Source organism: Micromonospora sp. MH99 (assembly GCF_021442385.1).
Taxonomy (GTDB): domain Bacteria; phylum Actinomycetota; class Actinomycetes; order Mycobacteriales; family Micromonosporaceae; genus Micromonospora.
The window spans coordinates 169325-194959 of sequence record NZ_MUZA01000002.1; the positions used below are offsets into that span (position 1 = coordinate 169325).

Consider the following 25635-nt stretch of genomic DNA (forward strand, 5'->3'; position numbering starts at 1 on the left):
TGGCCAATGGTCCCCCATCCGTCGAGGATGTCGCCGGAGGTACGGACCAACGTGAACATGAAGCCTTACCGCACAGCCCTCGCTCTGCCCGGCCTGCGGTCGCTGCTGCTGATCGCCGTCCTCGCTCGCATCCCGCTCACGGCGACCGGGGTCACGCTGACCTTCCACGTCGTGCTCGACCTCGACCGGGGCTACGGCGCGGCCGGCCTGGTGGGCGCCGCCATCACCGTGGGGGCGGCGATCGGTGGGCCGCTGCTCGGCCGTCTGGTCGACCGGCGTGGTCTGCGTCCGGTGTTGGTGCTCACCGGCATCGCCGAGGCGGTGTTCTGGACCACCGCGCCGTCGTTGCCGTACGCGCTGCTGCTGCCGACCGCCTTCGTGGCGGGTTCGCTGGCCCTGCCGATCTTCTCGGTGGTCCGCCAGTCGATCGCCGCGCTGGTTCCGGAAGATCAACGACGGCCGGCGTACGCCCTGGACTCCATGTCCGTCGAGCTGTCCTTCATGATCGGCCCGGCGCTGGCGGTGGCGCTGGTCACGGCCATCTCGGCGCAGACCACCATGTACCTCGTCGGTGGCGGCATCGTCGCCGCCGGGATCGCCCTGTGGCTGGTGAACCCGCCGATCCGCGGTGCCGCCGAACCCACCGGCCCACGTCGCCACGTGCCCCGCCGGGAGTGGCTGACGCCCCGCCTGCTCGCCGTCCTGGCGCTCAGCACCGCCGCCACCCTGGTGCTCGGCGGCACCGACGTCGCGGTGGTAGCCGTCCTGCGGGAGAGCGGCGACGTCGGCTGGACCGGCGTCGTGCTGGCCGGCTGGGCGATCGCCTCCCTGGCCGGCGGCTTCGCCTACGGGGCGGTGCACCGCTCGCTCTCTCCGCTGGCCCTCACCGCAGCGCTCGCGCTCTGCACCATCCCGGTCGGGTTGGGCGGCGCGCACTGGTGGCTGCTCTGCCTGGCGCTGATCCCGGCCGGCGCGCTGTGCGCGCCCACCATCGCGGCCTCCTCCGACGCCGTCAGCCGCCTCGCCCCGGCCGAGGTACGCGGCGAGGCGATGGGCCTGCACGGTTCGGCGGTCACCGTCGGCATCGCGGTCGGCGCACCGCTCGCCGGCGCGGTGATCGACAGCAGCGCGCCGCTCTGGGGCTTCGTGGTGACCGGGGCGCTCGGCGCACTGATCACCCTCGTGGTGCTGCCGATCGAGCTGCGCCGCCGCCGCAACGACGACGCGCTCGCCGCGCTTCCCGTCGAATCGGACCTCGCCTCCGCCACCCGCTGACAACCTGGCCGGGCACCTGCCCGGCCCGTGTGTCCGCCGGCCCGACCCCGCGCCCGCCCGGCCCGGTGCCCGCCCGACCCCGCGGCCTGCCCGGGCCGGTGCCCGCCCGACCCCGCGCCTGCCCGGCCCCGCGCATGCCGGGTCCCGCGCCTGCCCGGCCCAGGTTCCCCGATGAGCATGATGCCTGTGAGTCATCAAAATGACTCACAGGCATCACCGTCGCAAGCATGTGCGGGGGCACCGCCGATCCCGCAGGTCGCCGCGCGCTCTGAGTCGCCGGCCGGGGACGTTGCTCTGCCATCGACGCCTCGCGGTCAACGCGGCGAGCGGTCGGGCCACGCGCGACATGCAGTGCGCCGGACATGCGGTGCGCCGACATGCAGTGCGCCGACATGCAGTGGGCGGGCACAGCGACGGGCGCCGCTCCCGGTGGTCCCGGGGGCGGCGCCCGTCGTACAGCCGAACTGGTGGAGCGTCAGTTCCTGTCGATGTTGCTGGCGGTGTCCTCGCTGTAGCGAGCGCCGCCGTCCGACTCGCTGGTGAGCGGCTTGGAGCCACCCTCCGGCGGGCCGGCCAGGCTCTGGCCGGCGGCCAGCTCCGGGAACTTCGCGTCGAACGCCGGCCGCTCGGAGCGGATGCGGGGCATCCGGTCGAAGTTGCGCAGCGGCGGCGGGCTGCTGGTCGCCCACTCCAGCGAGTTGCCGTGGCCCCAGGGGTCGTTCACCTCGACCACCGGACCGGTCTTGTACGACTTCCAGCAGTTGTAGATGAACGGCAGCGTGGAGATACCGGTGATGAACGCGCCGACCGTGGAGATCGTGTTCAGCGTGGTGAAACCGTCACCGGGCAGGTAGTCGGCGTACCGGCGGGGCATGCCCTCGGCGCCGAGCCAGTGCTGCACCAGGAAGGTGGTGTGGAAGCCGATCATGGTGAGCCAGAAGTGCACCTTGCCCAGGCGCTCGTCGAGCATCCGGCCGAACATCTTCGGGAACCAGAAGTAGATGCCGGCGAAGACGGCGAACACGATGGTGCCGAAGAGCACGTAGTGGAAGTGCGCCACCACGAAGTACGAGTCCGACACGTGGAAGTCGAGCGGCGGGCTGGCCAGCAGCACACCGGTGAGACCACCGAAGAGGAAGGTGACCAGGAAGCCGACCGCCCACAACATGGGCGTCTCGAAGCTGATCTGGCCCCGCCACATGGTGCCGATCCAGTTGAAGAACTTCATGCCGGTCGGCACCGCGATCAGGTAGCTCAGGAAGCTGAAGAACGGCAGCAGCACCTGGCCGGTGGCGAACATGTGGTGCGCCCAGACGCTCATCGAGAGCGCGGCGATCGCGACCGTCGCGGCGACCAGACCCTTGTAGCCGAAGATCGGCTTGCGGGAGAACACCGGGATGATCTCGCTGATGATGCCGAAGAACGGCAACGCCACGATGTAGACCTCGGGATGCCCGAAGAACCAGAACAGGTGCTGCCAGAGCATTGGCCCACCGGTCGCCGGGTCGTACACATGGGCGCCGAGGATGCGGTCCGCGGCGAGCGCGAACAGCGCGGCGGCCAGCAGCGGGAAGACCAGGATCACCAGGAGGCTGGTGACCAGGATGTTCCACGTGAAGATCGGCATCCGGAACATCGTCATGCCGGGCGCACGCAGGGTGAGCACCGTGGTGATCATGTTCACTGCGCCGAGGATGGTGCCCAGGCCGGAGATGGCCAGACCCATGATCCACATGTTGGCGCCGACGCCGGGCGAGTGCTCGACACTGCTCAGCGGCGCGTACGCGAACCAGCCGAAGTCGGCGGCGCCGCCCGGGGTGAGGAAGCCGGCGGTCGCCATCGTGCCGCCGAACAGGTACAGCCAGTAGGCGAAGCTGTTCAGGCGGGGGAAGGAAACGTCAGGTGCGCCGATCTGGATCGGCACGATGTAGTTCGCGAAGGCGAACACGATAGGCGTCGCGAAGAACAGCAGCATGATCGTGCCGTGCATCGTGAAGAGCTGGTTGTACTGCTCCGGCGACAGGAACTGCAGCCCGGGGCGAGCCAGCTCAGCCCGCATGATCAGGGCCATCAGGCCGCCAACCATGAAGAACACGAACGCGGTGACCATGTACATGATCCCGATCTGCTTCGCGTCCGTGGTACGCAGCAGCCGCGCGATGGCCGACCCCTTGACCGGCTCCCGGACCGGCCAGGGCCGGGTCACGACCGGCTTGGGTGCGACGGTGGTCACGAGTGGCCTCCGGTTCTCGGTTGTCCCGCTCGGCACACGCTGATTATCTGCGGGCCGTCATCCGTAGGGAGGATAGTCCTCGGCAGGTCGCAGCGCCGCGTGGGGTGGCGTGACACGATCTACTACGGGCCTACAGCGGGCCGACGAGCAACCGGTAGTGCTCCCCGAAGATCCGTCCGCCACGTCCGCGCAGCAGCGGGTCGCGCAGCGCCGGCGGCACGTCCCTGGTCCGGTTGCGGTCGCGGGTCCGGTCGGCCACCCAGCGCGTACGGGGGCGACGACGACTCTCGTACGCCATCAGCGCCGCCTCGACGCTGCCGGCGGCGCGCAGCGACTCGGCCAGCACCACGGCGTCCTCCAGGGCCATCGCGGCACCCTGGGACAGGGTCGGCGCGGTGGCGTGCGCGGCGTCACCGACCAGCAGGACCCGCCCCCGGTACCAGCGGCCCAGCTCGACCTCGTCGGTGATCCCGGCGTGCACCCGGTCGAGCATCTCCAGCACCTCGGGCACGGGGCCCCGGTAGTCGGCGAAGAGTTCGCGCAGCCGGGCCAACGGGTCGGCGGGCGGCTCGGTGCCCGCCTCGTCGGCGTAGCAGTGCAGCCGCCCCTCCCCGATCGGCACCAGCAGCAGGCCGGAGCGCTGCCCGAGCAGGGCGGTCCAGTCGGTGACGGGCGGGCCGTCACGCAGGACGGCCCGGTAGACGACGTGCCCGGCCGGGCGGGGCGGCCCGCCGAGCGCGGCCAGTGCCCGAACCGAGGAACGCGGCCCGTCGGCGCCGATGACCAGGTCGTACTCGGTGCTGGTGCCGTCGGTGAAGGTGACCCCTACCGCGCGCGGGAGCAGATCGAGGGTGCGGACCTCGGCGCCGTGTCGGACGGCGCCGCCGGCGCCGCTGAGCAGCACCCGGTGCAGGTCCGCCCGGGGCAGCGCACGGCACTCGCCGACGTCGGCCCAGAGGGCGTCGAGGTCCACCTCGCAGAGGGGCAGCCCGGCGGCGTCGAAGAAGCGCTGCCGGTGGATCACCTGCCCGAGCGGTCGGACCGGATCGTGCAGGTCCAGCCGGCGCAGCGCGCGGGCGGCGTTGCCGGGCAGGTACAGGCCGGTCTCGGTGGACTCCCCCGGGGGCAGCTTGTCGGTGACGTCCGGCCGGAAGCCCGCCAGACGCAGGGCCCGGGCCACGGCCAGGCCGGCGATGCCCGCGCCAACGATGAGAATGCGCAGGGGGGAGCCACCCATGGTGGTGTACGCCTCCGGAGGGGGAGCGGCACGCGTCGGAGGCAACACGCTACTCGGAGCGATCGGCGCACACCAGAGCCCGATCGGCCCGCCGGATCCGCTCGTCGGCGGTCCGCGCCGCTTAGCTGGCCGCCTGTCGACCCCCGTTCGGTGCCACGATGGCAATCCTCACAATTCACCAGTTTGACGCGGGCGGTTGCGCCTCAGTTTCAGGCATGTAAATGTGTCGTTGAGCGTGGGAGCGCTCCCGCACCACCCCACCACATCCGGCGCCCGGCACGCGCCGAGTCAAGGAGCGTCATGAAACGTCAACTTCGAGCCCTGGCCGCCGCCGGGCTGCTGGTCGCCAGCTCACTCGTCGCCGTCGCCGTCAGCGGCAGCGCCTCCGCCGACACCCAGATCTGCGAACAGTACGGCTCGACAGTGATCCAGGGTCGCTACGTCGTGCAGAACAACCGCTGGGGCACCACCGCCCAGCAGTGCATCAACGCCACCAGCAACGGCTTCGAGATCACCACGCTGAACGGCAGCAGTCCCACCAACGGGGCGCCCACGGCGTACCCGTCGATCTTCTTCGGTTGCCACTACACCAACTGCTCCCCCGGCACGAACCTGCCGATCCAGGTGAGCCAGATCAGCAGCGCCACCAGCAGCATCGCCTACCGGTACGTCAGCGGCGCCACCTACAACGCGTCGTACGACATCTGGCTGGACCCGTCGCCCAAGCGGGACGGGGTGAACCAGATGGAGATCATGATCTGGCTCAATCGTCAGGGCCCGATCCAGCCCATCGGCTCGGTTGTCGGCACGGCCAACCTGGCCGGCCGGACCTGGGAGGTCTGGCGGGGCAGCAACGGCTCCAACAACGTCATCTCCTACGTCGCGCCGTCGCCGATCTCCAGCCTGAACTTCAGCGTGCTGGACTTCATCAACGACACCCGCAACCGGGGCGCGATCACCAACTCCTGGTACCTGACCAGCATCCAGGCCGGCTTCGAGCCGTGGCAGGGCGGCGTCGGTCTCGCGGTGACCTCGTTCTCGGCGAACGTCAACGGTGGCGGCAACCCCACCAACCCGCCGCCCACCACGCCGCCGCCGAGCGGTGGCGCGAGCTGCGCGGTGAAGTACACGGCCAACTCGTGGAACAACGGCTTCACCGCCGACGTGCAGATCACCAACACCGGATCCAGTGCGCTGAACGGCTGGACGCTCACCTACAGCCTGCCCGGCGGGCAGCAGGTCACCAACGCCTGGAACGCCACCGTGAGCCAGAGCGGGTCCACTGTCACCGCCCGCAACGTCAGCCACAACGGGTCGATCGCACCCGGCGGCACGGCCAGCTTCGGCTACCAGGGCACGCTGAGCGGGTCGTACTCGTCCCCGACCAGCTTCTCGCTCAACGGGGCCAACTGCTCCCGCGCCTGAGCGGTATCACCACCGACGGGAGGGGCGTGACCATCTGGTCACGCCCCTCGCGTTCAGCCCGCTGCGGCGGAGCTGACGGCTCCGGCCGATTCTCAGATGATCCTCAAGAAATGGCACCTCCACGGCCGCTGGCGGCGCGGCCGGTGTGTGCTGTCGCTACTGATCATCCCCCTTGTCCTGGAGCCGCCCTCATGATGGATAGACGAACGCCTGTCTTATCCGCCCTGCTCGCCACGGCACTCGTGGCGAGCGTCGCCCCCCCGGCCCACGCGTCCCCGACCAGCTCCGGCGCGGAGCGCTTCCAGCCGGGTGTCACCTACGACCTGTCGGTAACCGACGCCGAACGCGACGCGATCCACGCCGAAGTCGAGGCGTTGGCGGGACGCGTCAGCAGCGCGCGGGCGGGAGACGGCACCTACAACCCGCTCACTCTCGTCGGGGCGATGCTGGACGGGTCAAGCTACGACTCCATCTCCCGCGGCGGCACGGCCGCCACGGCGTACCCCTTCCCGGTCAGCAACACCGAAGCCAACCAGAACGAGTACGACCGCAAGGTCGCCAAGCTCGCCTGGGTGGTCAAGCTGGCCACCGACCTGGGTTTCCCGGTGGTCGTGCAGCGCCAGCCCGACAAGTACGTCTACGCGGAGATCGGTGACCCGGACGCCCCCGAGATGGTCATGGCGTTGAGTCACCTCGACTCGCCGACGTCTTCCGTTTCGCCCGCCCAGCTGGCGCGCTGGCGCGACGCCGACGGCAACCTCGGCACTCCTGGTGCCTACCACTCGCCCTACATCAAGGACGGCTGGGTCTACGGGGCCGGCATCCAGGACGACAGCGGCCCGACCCTGGCGACGCTGCTCGCGGCCAAGGCGCTGCTCGAGGCGGGGCTGCCCCTGGACCGACGCATCCGCATCGTCATGGGGATCTACGAGGACGGCGGTCCCGGCACGCCCACGGCAGCGAACACCGCGACCTTCCAGTCCATCCCGTACAACTCGAACCCGAGCTTCTACGACAACTGGGCCTACAAGAACCTCAACCGGGAGGAGACGCCGGTCGCCGGCTACACCTCCGACTCGCGGTTCCCGGTGATCGTCGGCAACTCCGGGTCGGTGACCCCGTCGGTGTCGATGAGCCTGTCCGCGGACAGCACCAAGGCCTTCCGGCTGACGGATGCGACGGCAGGCGTCACCCGGCGCGAAGGCGACCCGACGCTCAAGGACATCGCCTACGGCAGCACCACCCAGATCGCCTCGCGGGCCACTTTCACCCTCGATGTGGCGGGGGCGGGCTCCGTCGAGCGCGACAGGTTCGTGGCGGCGATCACCGCTGCCGCGACCACGAAGGGTTGGCTCCCGGCTGCTCCCCGGACCACGCCCAAGGTGCAGACCACGATCACCGGCGACTCGCTCACGCTGGAGATCAACACTGATGTGGCGATGGAGATGCCGACCCCGCAGTACGGCAAGAACGCCGTCGTGTGGGGCATGTTCCTCCTCTCCCAGGGACTTGGCGCCTTGGGAGGCACGACCGCCGACCTGCAGGTGAAGAAGGCAGCCGACGGCATCGCCGACCTGTTCTTCCGCGACGGGGTCGAAGGCGAGGCCTATATCGGCAGGTACATGGGCATCCCGGCGAACCTGTTGCGCAACCCGAGCAACGGCACGCCGAACCTGACCTTCGCCCTCATGGGAAACATCAACTCGGAGACCCCGACGAGCTTCTACACGGAGGCCACCGGCAACCTCAGCATGCCGTTGTACGTGCGCAGCATGCACGTCACCGCGACTGACTCCGGCCAGGCGACGGCGGCGGTCACTGCCGCCTTCGAGGGCAAGGGGTTCACCATCGGCACCCTCGGGTCGCCCATCGGCGCCGGGTTGTACGTCACCCACGACAACCCGCTGACGGCTCTTCAGTTCAAGAGCTACCAGGCCACGATCAACAACAGCCCGCAGGACTTCCCGGATCCCTATGCCCTCCGGGACGTGGTGTATCCGCAGGGCACGACCGGCGGCACTCTGGCCAGCAGCTTCCGCAACAAGATGACCGCCTTCGGCGCCGTCATCCCGGGTAACGAGCGCTGGTGGCACACGGCCAACGAGCGGATGAAGGTCGACTCGGCGGTGCAGATGACCAAGATGATGGCCGACGGCATGCTGGAGATGGCCCGGTACTCCGGGCCCGCTGGCGCCAAGTTCATGTGGGCGGACATGCCGGGGTTGAACGCCGACCGGGCGGACCTGGACCTGCTCGACGTCACGATCGGCACCTACCAGGACGCGTCGGGCGCTGTCGGCGCGAACCAGTTGGGCAACCAGGCCCTGCTCGGCGCCACCTCGTTCACCATCCCGATGTGGAACGGGCGCGGCAACTCGGCCCCGACGGCGGCGGCCTTCGCGCTGGGCCACGAGCCGGGAGGGGTCTACCTGCCCCTGACCGACCCCGAGTTCCAGAGCAGCACGTACGTGGCGCCGATGCGTCTGGAGTTCAAGGTGGAGCGCCCCGGCCACATGTCGGACGCGGCGTGGGCGAAGTTCGTCGCCGGCGGTTACGGAGACTTCCGGTTCAACATTCTCGTCGGCGACAAGGTTGTGCCGCTGGCCGTGCCTGCGGGGCAGAGCGCGGACAAGTACTTCTCCTCGCGCATCTCGGCCAACAACCCCAACGCGATCTACCTGTCGGTCAACCTCGCGATCACCGATGCCCCGTACACCGGGGTGCAGGCCAAGCTCGCGGACTCCAAGACGGACCTGTACAAGGTCAACCCGACGTACCTGGCCTCGAACCCGGATCCGTTCCCGGGGCGCGGGGCCACCGAACAGCGGGGCTTCTTCCAGTTCGGTGACGGGCAGAAGAACGCGGAGTTCTCCTCACCCGACGCGGTCTACGTGACCGTGGCCAATGCGGTCACCGATGCGAAGCCGTCGGCGGTGGTGAAGAAGCTGAAGGGCAACACGAACGAGTTGACCATCACGGTGAAGCAGACCCGTATCGACGGCAGCGAGTCGGCCGTGACGGGCACGTTCACCATCAACAACAACGCCGCCGGCACTTACACCGTCGGCGATTACCAGGTGTACGTCGACACCAAGGGCAACACCCAGGTGCGGTCGATCTCCATCGTGTGAGGTAGCTGCTGCGGTCGAAGCCACCCTCGTGATCCACTCGGATCCGTGGAATCGGGGCGTCCTTGCTGCCGATTTCGCGGAATCCGAGTGGATCACGCTACCGCCCCCGGGCTGTCCCGGGCGGCGGGACAGATCAGACCCGGGTGAGGCGTACGGCGTCGGCGATGACCAGGCCCGCCGCGCTGCTCCAGCGGCTCACCGCCACCCGGTTGGCGTCGCCGGCCGGCAGGGTGAACGTGCCGAGGACGCGCCACTGCCCGCCGGTCGCGCGCTGGTCCACGTACACCGTCCGGTTGCCGGTGGTGGTGGCGACGATGTACGGGGTGGCGCTGTTGTAGCCGCTGTTGGTCGGCCACCACGCCTCGACCCGGTAGGAGCCGGTCGCCGGCACGTTGAACCTGTACCAGGCCGGATCGCTGGCCGCGACCGGGTCGGCGTAGCGGTAGTCGGCGCCGTACCGCTGGCTGGAGAACGTCGACACACCCCAGTTGGCGCTGGCGGTGAACCGGCCGGAGGTCGTGTTGTCCACCGTGGACGACCACGCGGTTCCGCCGCCGGCCATCTTCGCGGCGACGTCGGCGCGCATCACGTTCAGATCGATGAAGGACGGGTCGATCTTGCCGGTGGTGCTGGTCTCCCGGTGGCCCCGGGCATAGCTGCTGTCCCGGCCGAGGCGGGTGAGCACGGCGGCGGTCGCGGCGATCGACGCGCTGTACTGCGCGGCGGTCATCTCCTGGTCGACGCCGTTGTAGTCGATCTCCCACCCGATCATCAGCGTGTTGCCGTCCCCGGCGGGGATGGGCCCGCTGCCCCCGCTGACGCCGGCGTGGTTGCAGCGGCCGGCGGAGATGACGTGGAAGACGCCGTTGTAGTCGACGAGCGCCTGACAGAGCGGGCCTGCCAGGTCGGAGCGGCCGTTGATGCAGATGCCGAGCGCCGGGTGCGGGTTGCTGGCACTGGAGGTCGAGGCGGTGTGGTGCCAGAGCACCCCGATCGGGTCGAAGGAGCCGGGCCGCATCCGGTTGAGCCAGTCACCCTCGACGACGACCTGGACCCCGGCGCCGCGCAGCACGTCGACGAGCCACGGAATCGTCGCCATCAGGAGTCCTTGAGCAGGTCGGCCAGGCACTCGGCCTTCGGCGCGGCGCTCGCCGGCGCGGGTCGGACGGCGAGTGTGGTCAGCGCGGCGGCCACCAGGGCGGGGATGCCGAGCACCCCACGACGGCGCAGACGGACGGACGGGGATCGGGCCATGGCGGTCCTCCAGCGGCGACGGGTTCACACGCATCGACGAGCGTGATGACGGCACGCTATACCGTCATGAGCGTCGATGTCGATACCCTTCACGGCCGGGCCGATCCTTGAAGGAATCCGCCGACTCAGGCGTCACCGAGTGCGTCGATGTCGCGCATCTCCTCCGCCGTCAACGAGAAGTGGAAGACGTCGAAGTTGGCGGTGATCCGCTCCGGGGTCACCGACTTCGGGATCACCACGATTTCGTGGTCGATGTGCCAGCGCAGCACCACCTGCGCCGGGGAGACGCCGTGCGCCGCGGCGATCCTGGTCAGCACCGGATCGCTGAGGTCACTGGTCTTGAAGGGGCTGTACCCCTCCAGCACCACGCCCCGGTCCCGGTGCTCGGCGTGCCGCTGCCGGTCGTACAGCGTGGGGCTCCACCGGATCTGGTTGACCGCCGGGTTCTCCTCCGTCGACTGGATCAACTCGTCGATCTCGCCGGTGCTGTAGTTGCTGACCCCGACGGCACGGGTCAGGTTCTCGTCCCGGGCGGCCAGCAACTCCCGCCACATCGGGATGCTGTCCGCCGGGGACGACGGCGGCCAGTGGATCAACCAGAGGTCCACCTGGTCGACGCCGAGCGCCTCCAGACTTGCCTCCAACGTCTCGCGCTCCCGGCCGACCCGGTCCGGCGGGAGCTTCGTGGTGATGAAGATGTCCTCGCGACGCAGCCCGCTCTCCCGCACCGCCCGGCCGACCTCCCGCTCGTTGCCGTACATGGTGGCGGTGTCGAGGTGCCGGTAGCCGGTGTCGAGCGCGGCCAGCACGGCGTCGTAGCCCGCCCGGCCGGTGGCCTGCCAGGTGCCGAAGCCGAGCAGGGGCATCCGCACGTCACCCGGGAGCAGGGCGGTGGGCTGGTCGCTGAGGTCCATGAGGTCCGTTCTACCCCGCCGCGCCCCCGGACGCCGAGCGAACCGGACACTCCGGCGTCCAGCGCAATGGCCCGGTTTGCCGGAGAATGCGGGTGTGACGGACCGGCTGCAGGAGTACCGACGCCGCCGCGACGCGGCCCGTACGCCCGAGCCGGTGCCAGAAGGCGCCCCCACGGGGACCAGACCCGACGAGGGCGCGGATCGCTTCGTCATCCAGCAGCACCACGCCCGCAGCCTGCACTGGGACCTGCGACTGGAACACGAGGGTGTGCTCGCGTCCTGGGCGGTGCCGCGCGGGCTGCCCCGCGACCCGGGCCGCAACCACCTCGCCGTGCACACCGAGGATCACCCGATGGAGTACCTCGACTTCTCCGGCGAGATCCCCGCTGGCGAGTACGGGGGCGGCCGGATGGTCATCCACGACCGGGGCACGTACCGCTGCGAGAAGTGGCGCGACGACGAGGTCATCGTGACCCTCTCCGGTGACCGCACCGCCGGGCGCTACGCGCTGTTCGCCACCGGCGGCAAGGATTGGATGATCCGGCGCACCGATCCCGCGCCGCCGGGTTGGACGAGCATGCCGGAGCTGGTCCGCCCGATGCACGCCACGCCCGCCGCCGGGCTGCCCCGCGACCGCGCCGACTGGGGATACGAGCTGCGCTGGGACGGGGTCCGCGCCATGGCGTACGTCTCCGGCGGCCGGCTGCGGCTGCTCGCCGAGACCGACGAGGAGATCACCGGCGGCTACCCGTGGCTGCGCGCGATGGCCGAGGCGCTGGCGCCCACCGAGGCGGTGCTCGACGGTGTGCTCGTCCGCATCGACGGCTCGGGCCGGGTGCGTCCCGCCCGTCCCGCCAGCGGTGGCCGGGTTCCGGCCGGCGCCCAGTTCCTGCTCGTCGACCTGCTGTGGTTGGAGGGCGTGAGCAGCGTCGACGTCCCGTACGCGCAACGCCGGGAACTGCTCGATGGGCTGGCGTTGGCCGGTACGCACTGGCAGACTCCGCCGTGGTTTCCCGGTGCCGGCGACGAGGCCCTGCGCACCGGGCGGGAGCAGGGGCTGCCGGGTGTGGTCGCCAAGCGGCTGGACTCGGTGTACGAGCCGGGCCGGCGCAGCCGACGGTGGCTGAGCATCGACGCGGCCTGACGGCGAGGAGCGACGTGTACCTGACCCATCTGGACTGCCCACGCTGTGGCCTGGAGTACGCCGCCGACAAGCCGCAGAACCTCTGCGAGTGCGGCTCGCCGCTACTGGCCCGATACGACCTGCCGGCGGTGGCGAAGGCGGTCACCCCGGAGCGTTTTCCGCTGCGCCCGGCCGACCTGTGGCGGTACCGGGAGCTGCTGCCCGTCGCCGATCCCCGGCACGTCACCACGCTCGGTGAGGGCTGGACGCCGCTGCTGCGGGCCCCGTCGTACGGTGCCGAGATCGGCATCGCGGACCTGATGGTCAAGGACGAGGGGTTGATCCCGACCGGTTCGTTCAAGGCACGCGGCGCCGCGGTGGGCGTGAGTCGGGCTCGCGAGTTGGGTGTCGAGCGGATCGCGATGCCCACCAACGGCAACGCCGGTTCGGCGTGGGCGACGTACGCGGCGCGCGCCGGGATGGGCGCCACGATCGTCATGCCGCTGGCGGCGCCGACCATCTGCCGGCGCGAGTGTGTGGCAGCGGGAGCCGATCTGCGTCTGGTGGACGGGCTGATCAGCGACGCGGGCCGCAAGGTGGCCGAGCTGATCGCGGAGTCGGACGGGACGATCTTCGACGCCGGCACGCTGCGCGAGCCCTACCGCCTGGAGGGCAAGAAGACGATGGGGTACGAGATCGTCGAGCAGCTCGGCTGGCAGGTGCCCGACGTGATCATTTACCCGACCGGTGGCGGGGTCGGCCTGATCGGCATCCACAAGGCGCTGCACGAGATGCGCGAGCTGGGCTGGGTCGGCGACAAGCTGCCCCGGCTGGTGGCGGTGCAGTCGACCGGCTGCGCGCCGATCGTGCGGGCCTTCGCCGCCGGCGAGGACCGGGCGCAGCCGTGGGAGGACGCGCACACTGTGGCGTTCGGCATCACCGTGCCGTCCCCGCTGGGTGACGAGCTGATCCTGGCCGCGCTGCGGGCGTCGGCCGGCACCGCGGTCGCCGTCGACGACGCCGAGATCCTGACCGACCTGCGGGACTTCGCCGCCCGCGAGGGGTTGCTGCTCTGCCCGGAGGGCGCGGCCTGCCTGACGGCGGCGCGGCAGCTGCGCGCCGGTGGCTGGATCCGGGCCGGGGAACGGGTGGTGGTGCTCAACACCGGCGCGGGGCTGAAGTATCCGGAGACGGTGGACGTCTCAGGCGTACCCGTCATGGCCTGAGCCGGCACCCCACCGACGGTGGGGTGCCGGCGGCCGGGCCTACTGGTAGGTGATGTCGGACGGTGTGTAGAAGCAGTTGACGCCGTCGGCGCCCTCGCCGATCTTGGTCGGCTCGCTGCCCTTGGGCACGCCCTTGTACTTGACACAGATCGAGGTCTCCCGGTCCGGGTCGCCGACGATGGTGATCCGGCTGAACCGGGCGGTGTCGCCCCAGTTGGTGTTGATGCCGGCCACCGCGTCGGTGTCCCGGACGACCACGTTGTCGATCACCACGTGCCGCTGGTACGACGAGGAGCAGTTGCCGCAGGCCCGGTAGAGTTTCCCGGCGTTCTCCACCCGGAAGTTCCTGATGTAGACGGTGCCCGGGCCGTTGTGCTGGAAGACCTTGTCGCTTGCGGATCGGGCACCGCCACCGTCGACGGTGTACGTGGTGCCGCCGAGGAAGGTGGCGGCGTCCTCGCCGACGTCCTCCCACCAGACGTTGATCAGGGTGCAGTTGCCGTTGCAGTGCACGCCGTCGCCGGCCGGCGCACCGATGATCACGTTACGCAGGGTCGCGCCGGCGGCCAGCTCGAACATCGGGTCCTGGCTCTCGCTCTGCCCGCCGTCGCCGATGCCGTAGTAGCGCTTGAGCCCGCCGTCGAAGGTGCCGGACACTCCGATTGTGGCGTCCACCTTCTGGCTGCCGGTGGGCGTCGGCCAACCCGACGGCGGTGGGGTGGTCGGGCCCGACGTGGTGGGCGGCGGGGTGCTCGGCGCCGCGGTGGTCGCCGGTGGCGTGGTCGGGGTGCCGCCGCCGGACGAGTCGACCACCACGTCGTCGAACCCGCCGCTGGCGTACGCGGTGACCAGGCCGATCCGGCCCGCGCTGGCCAGGCTGTTGCTGCCCGAGGCGATCTGGGTGCCGTTGACGAAGCCGCGGATGGTGCTGCCGCTCGCCTCGATGCGCAGGGTGTACCACGTGCCGGTGGCGACGCCGAGCGACGCGGAGCCGATCGCGGTGATGCTGCTGCCGTTGACGGCCTGCAACTCGGCCCGGCCGGAGCCGAGCAGGGCCAGCCGGTACATCTTCGTGCTGCTGGTGGACCGGGCGGCCAGGCCGACCAGGCCGCTGGACGAGCCGAAGCTCGCCGGCCGGACCCGGGCCTGTACGGAGTAGTTGGTCCAGCTGGTCTGACCGGCGAACTGCCGGGCCAGCTCGCTGCCGGCGTTCGACTGGTTGAGCACGCCCGAGCCGTCGACAGCCCAGGTGCCGCCGGACTTGGACCAGCCGGAGGCGTCACCGTCGTTGAAGGTGTCGGTGAAGATGGTGGCCGCGAAGGCCGACGTCATGCCGACGGTGAGCGCCGCCGCCGTCACGCCGGCGCCCACCGCCAGCACCAGTGGTCGTCGGCCGGGGTGTCGTCTCTTGTGCACGGTTGTCCTCCTTGACGCGTGTGGTGGCGATCCCTGGGTCTGGCCGCGCGGGGACGTGCCGGCACGGCGCGCTGCCGTGAGAGCGGGGATCGGTGTGCCCCGTCGGATGCCCGGCTCCGACAGTGGGATGAAGCGGGATGAAAGCCGTGGGAAAGGGCTTTCCCGTCTCTTCGAGGCTAGGACTGCGCACGCATCAGCGTCAATGCCTGACGCTTGCAGGTCTGTTGCAGGATTTCGGCGGCCCGGGTCAGAAGCTGTCCGGCTCGGTCAGCCGCCAGGCCGCGTTGATCAGCCCGATGTGGGACAACGCCTGCGGCGTGTTGCCCAGCTGCGCACCGGTGGTCAGGTCGATCTGCTCGCTGAACAGGCCCACGTCGTTGGCGTGACCCACCACGCGTTCGAACAGCTCCTCGGCCCGGCGCGGCTCACCCGCCATCACCAGGCACTCCACCAGCCAGAACGAGCACATCAGGAACCCGGCCGGGTCGGTCGTCCACCGCCGGACCAGCCCGTCGTCGGTTCCCAACTCCCGCTCCACCATCGCGATGGTCGACCGCATGCGGGGATCGGTCGCCGGCAGGAAGTGCGCCACCGGCAGTGCGAGCACCGAGGCGTCCAACTCCGCCGAACCGAACGAGCCGGTGAACGCCCCGATCCGGTCGTTCCACCCGTCGCGCAGCACCGCCGCGCGGATCTCGTCGCGTACGCCGGCCCACCGACGCGGGTCGGCCCGTTCACCGAGCCGGTCGGCGAGCCCCACCGCCCGATCCATGGCCAACCAGCAGGACACCTTCGAGGAGACGTAGTGCCGCTCCTCGTCCCGGGTCTCCCAGATGCCCCGGTCCGGCAGGTGCCAGGTCCCCGCCACCTGCTCGGTCAGCCCGAGCACCATCTCCCGCAACTCCCCCTCGAACGGTGTGCCGAGGTAGTCGCGCAGCCGCCACACCGCCGAGATCACCTCGCCCGGCACGTCGAGCTGCCGCTGCTTCCAGGCGTCGTTGCCGACCCGCACCGGGCGGCTGTCGCGGTATCCGCGCAGGTGATTGCAGTGGTGCTCGGAGATGTCGCGTTCGCCCTCCAACCCGAAGAGCACCGGCACCGGCTCGTCGCCGAACCGGCCGATCGACCGGGTCGCCCAGGCGAACAACCGCGACGCCTCGTCCGGACAGGCCGCCACCCAGAGCGCGCGCATGGTCAGTGAGAAGTCCCGCAGCCAGGAGTAGCGGTAGTCGTAGTTGCGGTCGCCGCCGATCTGCTCCGGCAACGAGCTGGTCAGCGCCGCGGCCACCGCGCCACTGCGGGCGTACGTGAGACCACCCAGCACTGTCGCGCTGTGCCGGACCAGCTTGGCGTACCGGCCGGAGTACCCGTGCGTCTGCCGGAACGCCTCCCACGCCCGCGTCGTCTCGGCGAGGGCGGCCAGCGGGTCCAGCCGGGCGGGCGGCGTCCCGTACGTCTGACCGAACGCCACGTCCATCGCGACGACCTGGCCGGTGGAGACCTCGAACTCGTGGGTCACCCGGTCCCCGCCGGCCCGCAGCGGCAGATCATCGGCGCGCAGCACCAGCACCACCGGGCCGGCCCCGGCCAGCACCCCACCCCCGGGCTGCTCGTGCAGATACGGCGTGAGCAGCCCGTACTCCGGGCGGGGAGCGAAGTCCAACGCCATCCGCACCCGCCCGGACAGGCCCTCGACCACCCGGATGAGCACAGCGGGTGAGTTCTTGCCCAGGTCGTGCGCGCGGGCGCCGATCTCGGCGGCGAGCGCGTCCGTCACCGCCACGCTGCCGTGCGGCGTGTGGTGCACCGTCCGCAGCACCAGCGTGTCCGGCCGGTACGCGCGCTCGACCCGGTACCCGGGGCCACCCACTCCGACCGGCGCCAAACGGAAGTACCCCCCGCTCGGGTCGAGCAGCCGCCCGAAGACCGAGGCGCCGTCGAACCGGTGGGGGCACCACCAGTCGATCGAGCCGTCCTTCCCGACCAGCGCGCCGGAACGGGCATCCGAGAGGAACCCGTAGTCGGAGATCGCCGGCTGCGTCACCCGCCGGGCGTACCCGGATCGGCCTGGTTCAGGCAGCCGTCACGACGTGGGCGGCTCGTCCTCGCCGGCCTCCTCGGCCTTGTCGGCCTCCTCCTTGGTGTGGTGCACGGCCTGGTCGGCGTGCTCCGGAGGGCCGTAGACGGTGTAGAGCACCAGCGGGTTGGGGCCGGTGTTGACGAAGTTGTGCTTCGTCCCGGACGGCACGACGACCAGGTCGCCCGCGACGACCTCCCGCTTCGCACCGGCGACCCGGGCCTCGCCGGTCCCGCTGACGAAGGTCAGGATCTGGTCGATCCCCTCGTGCACCTCCTCGCCGATCTCCCCGCCCGGCGGAATGGTCATGATCACCAGCTGGGTGTGCTCGCCGGTCCACAGCACCCGCCGGAAGTCCGGGCTCTTCTCGGCGACGGTCGCGATCGTGAAATGCTCCATGGCCCGCTCATACCCCGTTCGGCCGCGCGTCACGCCGGGACTGGCAGATGGTGGAATTCCCCACGGTCGGCAGGTTTGGATCCGCCCGGACCGGGGATCGACAACGCTGACCGGCGCGAACGGCCGGTCGAGCCAGGTCCCCGCTGGCGTACCGCCGAACGGCTGCGGTGGTGGGAGACGGCCAGAGCGCGGCGACGTTCCGACAACTGTCGAAACGGCGCCGCGCGCTCGTCTGCGCACCCCCTTCAGGCGTCGCGGTGCAGCCAGGCGACCAGGTCGGGCGGGGCCAGGGAGCGCACCCGTTGCTCGTAGCGGGCCAGACCGGCCGCGTCCAGCATGCCGCGCCCCTGCCCCGAGCCACCCCGGCGGAAGAACGCGCGGCGGTCCCGCAGCACGCCCAGCATGTCCGGGGCGAGCTGGTCGGCACGTTCCCGCATCCGGCCGAACGTCGCCGCCTCGACCAGCGCCGGCCAGCGCTCGACGGACACCGGGACACCCCACCGGTCGGCCAGGCGGCGCATCTGGCCGCCCAGGTCCGCCTGGAGGTCGTCGTAGTGCACCAGCTCGACGTTCGGCTCGTGTCGGCGGGCCCAGGCGTCGCTCAGGTGCCAGAGAACCCCGGGCAGCGAGTCCAGCTCCACGCGCGGGTCCACCTCGTGGTCGACCCAGCTCGACAACCACTGTCGCACCGACGGACGGGCCCGCGGCGGTCCCGCCGGCACTGGTTGGCCGGTCAGCTCGGCCATCCGGACCCGGTTCAGGTTGCCGGACTGGTGATAGAGGGACACCGCCATGTCCAGCGGATGCCGCGCCACCACCACGTAGTGCACCCGAGGGTCGAGCGGCACCCCGTCCAGCGGGGTGTGCGTCTTGATGAACCGGCGGTGCGGTTGGGCGGCCAGCCGCTGGTACACCGCGTCGCGCGGCTCGCCCAGCCAGTCCAGCCAGGGCGACAGCTCGGGCAGCGGCGCCGGCAGCTCGGCGGTGCCCAGCACCAGCAGCGCGCAGATCATCTGCATCCAGGTGGTGCCGCTCTTGGACCGGGTGCTGATCACGATGTCGCCGTCGCGGAACGGGAACCCGACCCAGCGGGCGCTGTCCTCGTCCAGGGAGCGGTAACGGTGGGGTGACGCGGACATCGGGCGAGCGTAGTCGCCGACACGACAGCCAGGCAGCGAATTTTCGGCCCGGAAGCTGTGAAGGCATGTGAATGCCTGACTAGATTGAAGTATGGTGCCCGCCGAGCGGGGCCGGGCGGCGGAACCGGTCTACCGCCCCATCCTCGCCAGCCGCCGACGCGGCGAGCTGGAAGCGTTGAACCACCTCGACCCCGCGGTCGCCCCGCTGCTCGCCCCGATCCTTGAGGTCAGCACCGTCGACCGCGCCACCAGGGACGCCCTGCGCCGCCTGCCGTCCGGCCTGCTGCCGGCCGTCGACGTCGCCGCCCTGCCCGACTCGGCCGACACCGAGCTGGCCCGGTGGGGCGTACCGCTGATGCCGGTCATCGGGCTCGCGGAGAGTGACCGGCGGCTGGTCGCGCACGGCACGGCGGCCCGGGCGTACGCGCGGCGGGCGCTGGTCCGGCTGCGCGCCGCGCACGACCGGGCGGGCCCGGACGCGGACACGACCGCCGTCGAGCGGATCTGGCGGCTCACCGGCCTCGTTCCGGAGGAGTGCGACCTGCTGGTGGACGCGGGCGACGTCTGCTGCCCGGCGGACGTGCGGGTGGCCGAGCCGCGGGTACGCCGGCTGCTGGACTGGGCCCGGCGGCACGCCTGGCGTTCGGCGACGGTGGCGGCCGGCGGTATGCCGCCGACGTTGTCCCGGCTGCCCACCGACGAGCCGGTCCGGCTGGAGCGGTGGGACTGGCAGCTCTGGCAGCGGCTGGCCGACGTCGGGGTGGACTACGGCGACTACGGGGTCGGTCCGGCGCTGTCCGACTCCGGCGATCCGGGCGACCGGACGCCCACCGTGCGGTACACCGCCGACGACGCCTGGTGGGTCTACCGCTGGTCGCGGCGCGGCGGCCGGGGGGACGACCGCTTCGCCGACCTGTGCCGCACGCTGGTGGCGGCACCGCACTGGTCGAGCGCCGGAGCGGCGTTCTCCTGGGGCGACCACGAGCTGCTGCGCCGCGCCCGTCGGGGCGCCGGCGCCGGGTCGGTCGCCAACTGGACGGCGTGGAGCACGTCGCACCACCTGGCGCACGTGCTCGCCACGTTGGCGCGACCGGACGACAGCACCGATCCCGGGTGGAACCCCCGGCCGGGCCCGCCGCAGCGCGGGCGACCGCTGCGGTGAGGTGCCGCCGGGAACGTGCCTGGACTGCCTGGTCCGGGTGCTACTGCTGCTCGGTGAAACCGAACTGGATGATGCCCTCGTCGTCGACTGTGGCGTCCACCGAGGCGTCGCCGAGCAGCTCGGCGGCGTCCGGGTCGAGGAAGATCCGGGCACCCTGGTTGTCGACGACGTGGTCGCCCTGCTCCGGCTCGGGCACCAGCTCCACGGTGAGCGATCCGGCGTCGGCGTCGGCGGCGATCCGCACACCGCCGTCCTCGGCCACGTCCTGCTGGTTGGCGAGGTCACGGATGACGAGCACGGCATTGTCGGTCATGGTGAGCATTTGCGGAACTCCTCGTGGATTCTCGGCTCGCGGTCGGTTGTCGCGCAGACCGGACAGGTGGCCCGCGTACGAGCACGCGTGGGAGGCGACGGGAGGGACGGTCATCGCCGTCGCGTCGAATCGGGGCAGCTGAGGGCCCCTTCCCTGCCCACGGTGCCCGCTGCCGACCGATCCGTCAAATAGAGCCGGATCAGTCGAGCACGGGGGTGGGGGCGAGCAACGAGCGAATCTCGGCGACCGCCGCGCGGCCCGCCCGGTTGGCGCCGATGGTGCTCGCCGAGGGGCCGTAGCCGATCAGGTGGACCCGTTCGTCGGCGACCACGCGGGTGCCGTCCATGACGATTCCACCGCCCGCCGCGCGCAGACCGAGAGGCGCCAGGTGGTCGAGCGCGGCGCGGAAACCGGTGCACCACAGGATGATGTCGGCGGGGACGAACCGCCCGTCGGTCCAGGCCACCCCGTCGGGTGTGATGCGGTCGAAGACGGGTAGCCGATCGAGCACGCCACGCTCGCGCAGCCGACGGATCTCGGGTGTGACAGGCAGTCCGGTCACACCCACGACGCTGCCCGGCGGGCGTCCGGCCCGTACCGCCGCGTCCACCCGAGCCACGGCGGCCCGGCCCAGCTCCGGGCCGAACTCGCCGTCGCTGAACTCCGGTGGCCGGCGGGTCACCCAGGTGGTGCTGGCCGCGACGGTCGAGACCTCCGCGAGGAGTTGCACGGCGGAGGTGCCGCCTCCGACCACCACCACCCGACGGCCGGCGAACTCGGCCGGCCCCTGGTAGTCGGCGGTGTGCAGCTGTCGCCCCTGGAACGACGAACGACCCGGGTAGTACGGCCAGAAGGGCCTGGTCCACGTGCCGGTCGCGTTGATCAGGGCCCGCGCGGTCCACCTGCCGTGGTCGGCGTCGACGTCGAGGCGGCCGTCCGGGCGCGGGCGTACGGCACGGACCCGCACCGGCCGGCGGACCGGCAGGTCGAAGGCGCGCTCGTACGCGGCGAAGTAGGCGCTTACCGCTTCGGCGGCCGGACGCTGCGGGTCGGCGGGCGGGAAGGGCATCCCGGGCAGGTCGTGGAAGCCGTGCACACGCTCCAGGCGCAGGGTGGGCCAGCGGTGCCGCCAGGCCCCACCCGGGCCGTCGTCACCGTCGAGGACGACGAAGCCGTCGCCGGGAGCGAACCCGGTGCGGCGCAGGTGGTACGCCGCGATCAGGCCCGCCTGGCCGGCACCGATGACCACGACGTCGACGGAGTGGGTGTTCACACGTTGTGCAACGCGATGTCCGGCTGCGCTGTGCCCGTCGCGGGTCGTCGCCCTGCTCACAGCGCCGATTCCCCGCCGATTCGCCCGAATTGTCCTTACGCTGGGTGAATGGATGACGCCCGTCGCGCCGCTGCCGAATTCCTCGGCACCCTGCTGCTGGTGTTCTTCGGCGTGGGTGCGTCCGTCGCCGCCCGGGTGCAGGGTGGCGTGGTGGTCGTCGCGCTGGCCTTCGGGTTCGTCATGCTGGCCCTCGTCTACACGATCGGTCCGCTCTCGGGCAGTCACGTCAACCCGGCGGTGACCCTCGGCGTGCTGCTGTCCGGCAAGATCTCGGCGATCGGCGCGGTGGCCTACTGGATCGCCCAGTTCGCCGGCGCGACAGTGGCCGGCTTCCTGCTCTGGGCGCTGACCCGCTGGGGTGACGTGGCGGACCAGACCGGAGCGCTCGGCTCGAACGGGTACGGCGCGCACATCAACCGGGGCGGCGCGGCCGTGCTGGAGATCGTGCTGACCTTCCTCTTCGTGCTGGTGGTCCTGGTCGTGACCAGTCGTAGCGAGAATCCGGGCACCGCCGGGGTGGCGATCGGGCTGGCCCTGGCGGCGACGCAACTGGTCGGCGTGACGCTGACCGGGGCCGCGGTCAACCCGGCCCGCGCCTTCGGTCCGGCCGTCTTCGAGGGCGGCACCGCACTGCGCCAGCTCTGGGTGTTCGTCGTCTTCCCGCTGCTCGGCGGGGCGCTCGCCGCGCTGGTGGCGCCGCTGGCCATGGGCGCGCAGCGACACTACTGGGGCGGTCACAAAAGGTCCGTGGGGGGACCGCCGGAACCCGAACGGCAATAACCTTCGCCCCAGGCCCTTTCCTGGCGATTACCTTCGTGACAGCATCGGCGCATGCATCGTCGTCTCTTTCCGCGCGCTGTCGCGCTGCTCGCGCTGGCCGTCACCACGGCCACCGTCGGCGCGTCCGGCGCCACCGCCGAGTCGCCCACTCCCGCGACGACCCGACTGCGCGCCACCATCGACACGATCCTCGCCGACAGTCGGCTGGCCGGCGCACAGACGTCGGTGGTCGTCGTCGACACCAGCACCGGGCAGACGCTCTACGACCGCAACGGCGACCGGCGACTGGTCCCGGCCTCCAACACCAAGTTGCTGACCTCGACCGCCGCCCTGGAACTGCTCGGCCCCGGGCACCACTTCAGCACCGACGTCCACACCACCGGCAAGCGCCGCGCCGGGCTGCTCTCCGGCAATCTGTACCTGCGGGGCGGCGGTGATCCGACCATGCTCGCGGCCGACTACGACGCCCTGGCCGCGCAGGTCGCCGCCGACGGCGTCCGGGTCGTGACCGGCAACCTGATCGCCGACGACACCCGCTACGACCGCACCCGGCTGGGCCCCGACTGGACCTGGGACGACGAGCCCTACTACTACGCCGCGCAGGTCTCCGCGCTGACCGTCGCGCCGGACACCGACTACGACGCGGGCACCGTGATCGTGCACGCCGCGCCCGCCGACCGGGCCGGCGCCCGGCCGGTGGTCACCACCACGCCGCCCACCGGCTACGTCCACATCGACAACCGCGCCGAGACGGTCACCGAGGGCGAGACCTCGATCTCCATCGAACGCGAACACGGCGGCAACACGATAGTGGTGACCGGTCAGATCGCCGTCGGCGACGAGCCCGCCAGCGACTGGGTGACCGTCTGGGAGCCCACCGGCTACGCGGCCGACGTCTTCCGGGCGGCGCTGCACCGGCACGGCGTACGGGTCCTCGGCCGGACGGTGCTCGGCCAGGCCACCCCGGAGACGGCCCACCCGGTGGCCCGACACGACTCGATGAGCCTCGGTGAGCTGATGACGCCGTTCCTCAAGCTCTCCAACAACGGGCACGCCGAGGTCCTGACCAAGGAGATCGGCCGGGTGCTCTCCGGCGCCGGCACCTGGTCCGCCGGCCTCACCGCGATCAGCGAGTACGTCGCCGACACCGGGATGGACACCGGGACGCTGCGCCAGCGCGACGGCTCCGGCCTGTCCCGGCGCAACCTGGTGCCGGCCACGGAGTTCGTCGACCTGCTGGCCGCCGTCCGGGCGGAGCCCTGGTTCCCCACCTGGTACGCGGCGCTGCCCATCGCCGGGCAGCCGGAACGGTTCGTCGGCGGCACGCTGCGCAGCCGCATGGCCGGCACTCCGGCGGCGGGCAACGTACACGCCAAGACCGGCAGCCTCACCGGCGTCTCCGGGCTGTCCGGCTACGTCACCAGCGCGGACGGCCACCTGCTGGCGTTCTCCATCCTGCTGAACAACTACCTGACGGCGTCGGTCAAGCCACTGGAGGACCAGATCGCCGTGGCGCTGGCCAGCCATCGGAATGACGGCGTGAGCGCGGCACGGGTCGCGCCGCCCGCGGTGCCGGAGACGCCGCGTACGCCCGAGGGCGTGGAGTGCTCCTGGGTCAAGCCGATCACCTGCTGACCCGGGGGGCCGGAAACCGGCGCAGCCCCGGCGGTGGGGTCAGGCCGGGCGGTTCGGTGTGGGGGGCACCGCCGCGGGGTCGCCGCGCTCGATGAGCGCGGCGATCTCGGCGGCCCGCAGGCCACGCAGCGCCAGCACCCGGGCGCCCCAACGGTGCAGCCGGCACGGGTGTGGGCTGGCGTCGTTGCGACAGACGACCCCGCCGGACCAGCGCCGGGGCGCGTGCACCACCACCGCGCGCACCGCGAACTGGGCGTCCTCGCCCGTCACGTACGGCGGCAGAGGAATGTCGCGGAGCACCTCGCCGGGCAGCTCATCGGCGCCAGAGGAAACGGCGGGACGGACGCGGTGGGCGGTACTGCTGCTCATCTGCGCTTACTCCACAGTGGAAGGTGAGACGGGGACAGCAGAAAGTTACGTCGCCGTCGACCGAGCGCGACGGACAAACTGTCCCGCCACCTCGAAGGCTCAGCGCAGCGCGACGGCCTGGAGGCCGACGTTGCCGCAGTGCTCGGTGAAGACCTTCTCGACGGTCCAGGTCAGCACCAACCGGGCGTTCTTCGGCAGCTCGAACCGGATGGTGAACTGGGCGCTCTGACTGGTGTACGGATCCTCCAGGCGTACGGTGCGGACCGGCCCACCGGTGGACAGGCGGGCGTCCAACCGACCCCGTGCCATCCAGATCCCGGCGTAGAGCTGCACGGTGCGCGGCGCCCCGCTGCCGGCGACCGTCAGGGTGAACCCGTTGCCCACGCCACAGGTGTAGACGCCGTCGGAACTGCCACGGTCCCACCGCTCGGGTGCGCCGTCGGACCAGCGGACGACCTCCTGGTTGCCGTCCCAGCCGACCCGGGCGCCCTTCCCACCACCGTCGACGATCTCCCCGGAGCCGGAGCGCTTGCGCACTGTCGACTTGCCGCCGCGCAGCCCCCAGTGCATCCAGTCGCGGGTGCCCACGGCGGTGAGGTCGACCTCGGCGGGGACCTCGGCGCGGCTCACCGACAGCAGCGACGCCTCCGGTTTCTTCGGCGGCGGAGCGGGCGCGCTCGTCGACGGCGGCGGCGGCTCGGGCGAGGGTGGACGCTCCCGGGGGCGCAGCCCGGGCAGCGCCGGCCCGGCATCGGTGGCACGCCCGTCGGCGGCCGGAAGGGCTGTCGGTCGGGTGGCTCCGGCGGGCACGCCCCCCGAGCCGCCGACCGGACCTTCGCCCGGCTCCGGGCCGGACCGGGTGCCGAGGTACGCGACGAGCATCGCGAGGCAGACGACCGCTCCAAGCCCTTCCAGCGCCCAGCGCCGCCGCTGTCGGGCACGGGCGAGCCGGCGCAGCGTCCGGTGGCTCAGCCCGAGGGCGAGGCTCCGCGGGCGGTGCGACGGCGGTCGGCCGGTCGACTCGTCCCCGGCCCGCGAATCCGCCCGCGTACGGTCCTCGTCCGCCACCGACCCCTCCAGTCCGCCGCCCGGCCACCACCGCACGCGACGGGATCGACCGTCCACTGTGGGTCGCTTCACGTTTGCACAGGCGTGGACGACACGCTAAATCGGGACAGGCTGGCGTGTCCAGTC

At 71.4% G+C, this 25635-nt stretch carries 21 protein-coding genes; 8 read left to right on the plus strand and 13 right to left on the minus strand.

Features of this window, described 5'->3' with window-relative positions; genetic code table 11:
• Positions 1-27 precede the first annotated feature (27 nt).
• Positions 28-1275 (plus strand): MFS transporter, encoded by a 1248-nt coding sequence (locus B0E54_RS02115; RefSeq protein WP_234581511.1) that lies wholly within the window; start codon positions 28-30, stop codon positions 1273-1275.
• Between the two features lie 475 nt (positions 1276-1750).
• On the opposite strand, the gene ctaD is transcribed toward B0E54_RS02115, so the two are convergent.
• Together ctaD and B0E54_RS02125 are read right to left on the minus strand one after the other, a co-directional pair.
• Positions 1751-3508: a cytochrome c oxidase subunit I gene (gene ctaD, locus B0E54_RS02120; protein ID WP_234581512.1), complete on the minus strand. Its 1758-nt coding sequence runs from the start codon at positions 3506-3508 to the stop codon at positions 1751-1753.
• A 130-nt stretch (positions 3509-3638) separates the two neighbouring features.
• Positions 3639-4745: an FAD-dependent monooxygenase gene (locus B0E54_RS02125; RefSeq protein ID WP_234581513.1), complete on the minus strand. Its 1107-nt coding sequence runs from the start codon at positions 4743-4745 to the stop codon at positions 3639-3641.
• A 300-nt stretch (positions 4746-5045) separates the two neighbouring features.
• On the opposite strand from B0E54_RS02125, the gene B0E54_RS02130 reads away from it, so the two are divergent.
• Complete coding sequence (locus tag B0E54_RS02130; protein ID WP_234581514.1) at positions 5046-6170, plus strand: cellulose binding domain-containing protein; 1125 nt, start codon at positions 5046-5048, stop codon at positions 6168-6170.
• Between the two features lie 191 nt (positions 6171-6361).
• Positions 6362-9301 (plus strand): M20/M25/M40 family metallo-hydrolase, encoded by a 2940-nt coding sequence (locus B0E54_RS02135; RefSeq protein ID WP_234581515.1) that lies wholly within the window; start codon positions 6362-6364, stop codon positions 9299-9301.
• 133 nt (positions 9302-9434) lie between these two features.
• On the opposite strand, the gene B0E54_RS02140 is transcribed toward B0E54_RS02135, so the two are convergent.
• From B0E54_RS02140 to B0E54_RS02150, 3 genes are all read right to left on the minus strand, one after another.
• Positions 9435-10400 carry an N-acetylmuramoyl-L-alanine amidase gene (locus B0E54_RS02140; protein WP_234581516.1) on the minus strand — a complete coding sequence of 322 codons (966 nt, stop codon included), beginning with the start codon at positions 10398-10400 and terminating at the stop codon, positions 9435-9437.
• Complete coding sequence (locus tag B0E54_RS02145; protein WP_234581517.1) at positions 10400-10555, minus strand: hypothetical protein; 156 nt, start codon at positions 10553-10555, stop codon at positions 10400-10402. Before B0E54_RS02145 ends, B0E54_RS02140 begins: the two co-directional genes overlap by 1 nt.
• 125 nt (positions 10556-10680) lie before the next feature.
• Entirely contained in the window at positions 10681-11469 is a 789-nt protein-coding gene (locus B0E54_RS02150) for an aldo/keto reductase (RefSeq protein ID WP_234581518.1), read from the minus strand.
• Between the two features lie 94 nt (positions 11470-11563).
• On the opposite strand from B0E54_RS02150, the gene B0E54_RS02155 reads away from it, so the two are divergent.
• Both B0E54_RS02155 and B0E54_RS02160 read left to right on the plus strand, forming a co-directional pair.
• The gene (locus tag B0E54_RS02155; protein WP_234581519.1) at positions 11564-12613 is read left to right on the plus strand and encodes a DNA polymerase ligase N-terminal domain-containing protein; all 1050 of its coding nucleotides are present in this window, start codon (positions 11564-11566) and stop codon (positions 12611-12613) included.
• 14 nt (positions 12614-12627) lie between these two features.
• On the plus strand, positions 12628-13818 hold the full coding sequence (locus tag B0E54_RS02160) for a threonine synthase (RefSeq protein WP_234581520.1): 1191 nt from the start codon (positions 12628-12630) through the stop codon (positions 13816-13818).
• A 39-nt stretch (positions 13819-13857) separates the two neighbouring features.
• Here B0E54_RS02160 and B0E54_RS02165 read toward each other — a convergent pair whose 3' ends face one another.
• The 4 genes from B0E54_RS02165 to B0E54_RS02180 all read right to left on the minus strand — a co-directional run bounded on the left by B0E54_RS02165 (position 13858) and on the right by B0E54_RS02180 (position 18849).
• Entirely contained in the window at positions 13858-15234 is a 1377-nt protein-coding gene (locus B0E54_RS02165) for a pectate lyase (protein WP_234581521.1), read from the minus strand.
• Positions 15235-15481: 247 nt separating this feature from the next.
• Entirely contained in the window at positions 15482-17278 is a 1797-nt protein-coding gene (locus B0E54_RS02170; protein ID WP_234581522.1) for a glycoside hydrolase family 15 protein, read from the minus strand.
• Positions 17279-17317: 39 nt separating this feature from the next.
• On the minus strand, positions 17318-17710 hold the full coding sequence (locus B0E54_RS02175; protein ID WP_234581523.1) for a cupin domain-containing protein: 393 nt from the start codon (positions 17708-17710) through the stop codon (positions 17318-17320).
• A gap of 245 nt (positions 17711-17955) precedes the next feature.
• Positions 17956-18849 (minus strand): sulfotransferase domain-containing protein, encoded by an 894-nt coding sequence (locus B0E54_RS02180; RefSeq protein WP_234581524.1) that lies wholly within the window; start codon positions 18847-18849, stop codon positions 17956-17958.
• A 91-nt stretch (positions 18850-18940) separates the two neighbouring features.
• Between B0E54_RS02180 and B0E54_RS02185 the strand changes: the two genes are divergently transcribed.
• Positions 18941-20011 (plus strand): beta family protein, encoded by a 1071-nt coding sequence (locus B0E54_RS02185; protein WP_234581525.1) that lies wholly within the window; start codon positions 18941-18943, stop codon positions 20009-20011.
• 40 nt (positions 20012-20051) lie between these two features.
• On the opposite strand, the gene B0E54_RS02190 is transcribed toward B0E54_RS02185, so the two are convergent.
• Together B0E54_RS02190 and B0E54_RS02195 are read right to left on the minus strand one after the other, a co-directional pair.
• Complete coding sequence (locus tag B0E54_RS02190) at positions 20052-20333, minus strand: adhesin (protein WP_007456076.1); 282 nt, start codon at positions 20331-20333, stop codon at positions 20052-20054.
• A 190-nt stretch (positions 20334-20523) separates the two neighbouring features.
• On the minus strand, positions 20524-21597 hold the full coding sequence (locus B0E54_RS02195) for an NAD(P)-binding domain-containing protein (protein ID WP_234581526.1): 1074 nt from the start codon (positions 21595-21597) through the stop codon (positions 20524-20526).
• 108 nt (positions 21598-21705) lie between these two features.
• Between B0E54_RS02195 and B0E54_RS02200 the strand changes: the two genes are divergently transcribed.
• Positions 21706-22437: an MIP/aquaporin family protein gene (locus B0E54_RS02200; RefSeq protein WP_234581527.1), complete on the plus strand. Its 732-nt coding sequence runs from the start codon at positions 21706-21708 to the stop codon at positions 22435-22437.
• Between the two features lie 51 nt (positions 22438-22488).
• Entirely contained in the window at positions 22489-24072 is a 1584-nt protein-coding gene (gene dacB / locus B0E54_RS02205; RefSeq protein ID WP_234581528.1) for a D-alanyl-D-alanine carboxypeptidase/D-alanyl-D-alanine-endopeptidase, read from the plus strand.
• Between the two features lie 39 nt (positions 24073-24111).
• Here dacB and B0E54_RS02210 read toward each other — a convergent pair whose 3' ends face one another.
• Positions 24112-24441, minus strand: coding sequence for a hypothetical protein (locus B0E54_RS02210; protein ID WP_234581529.1), 330 nt, complete (start codon positions 24439-24441; stop codon positions 24112-24114).
• Positions 24442-24540: 99 nt separating this feature from the next.
• Entirely contained in the window at positions 24541-25509 is a 969-nt protein-coding gene (locus B0E54_RS02215) for a hypothetical protein (protein ID WP_234581530.1), read from the minus strand.
• Positions 25510-25635: the final 126 nt, after the last annotated feature.

Excerpts from the sequence above, each read along its gene's own strand:
- B0E54_RS02115 (WP_234581511.1), top strand. The coding sequence starts at position 28 with ATGTCGCCGGAGGTACGGACCAACGTGAACATGAAGCCTTACCGCACA.
- B0E54_RS02125 (WP_234581513.1), bottom strand. The coding sequence starts at position 4,745 with ATGGGTGGCTCCCCCCTGCGCATTCTCATCGTTGGCGCGGGCATCGCC.
- B0E54_RS02130 (WP_234581514.1), top strand. The coding sequence starts at position 5,046 with ATGAAACGTCAACTTCGAGCCCTGGCCGCCGCCGGGCTGCTGGTCGCC.
- B0E54_RS02135 (WP_234581515.1), top strand. The coding sequence starts at position 6,362 with ATGATGGATAGACGAACGCCTGTCTTATCCGCCCTGCTCGCCACGGCA.
- B0E54_RS02140 (WP_234581516.1), bottom strand. The coding sequence starts at position 10,400 with ATGGCGACGATTCCGTGGCTCGTCGACGTGCTGCGCGGCGCCGGGGTC.
- B0E54_RS02145 (WP_234581517.1), bottom strand. The coding sequence starts at position 10,555 with ATGGCCCGATCCCCGTCCGTCCGTCTGCGCCGTCGTGGGGTGCTCGGC.
- B0E54_RS02150 (WP_234581518.1), bottom strand. The coding sequence starts at position 11,469 with ATGGACCTCAGCGACCAGCCCACCGCCCTGCTCCCGGGTGACGTGCGG.
- B0E54_RS02175 (WP_234581523.1), bottom strand. The coding sequence starts at position 17,710 with ATGGAGCATTTCACGATCGCGACCGTCGCCGAGAAGAGCCCGGACTTC.
- B0E54_RS02180 (WP_234581524.1), bottom strand. The coding sequence starts at position 18,849 with ATGTCCGCGTCACCCCACCGTTACCGCTCCCTGGACGAGGACAGCGCC.
- B0E54_RS02185 (WP_234581525.1), top strand. The coding sequence starts at position 18,941 with ATGGTGCCCGCCGAGCGGGGCCGGGCGGCGGAACCGGTCTACCGCCCC.
- B0E54_RS02190 (WP_007456076.1), bottom strand. The coding sequence starts at position 20,333 with ATGCTCACCATGACCGACAATGCCGTGCTCGTCATCCGTGACCTCGCC.
- B0E54_RS02200 (WP_234581527.1), top strand. The coding sequence starts at position 21,706 with ATGGATGACGCCCGTCGCGCCGCTGCCGAATTCCTCGGCACCCTGCTG.
- dacB (WP_234581528.1), top strand. The coding sequence starts at position 22,489 with ATGCATCGTCGTCTCTTTCCGCGCGCTGTCGCGCTGCTCGCGCTGGCC.
- B0E54_RS02210 (WP_234581529.1), bottom strand. The coding sequence starts at position 24,441 with ATGAGCAGCAGTACCGCCCACCGCGTCCGTCCCGCCGTTTCCTCTGGC.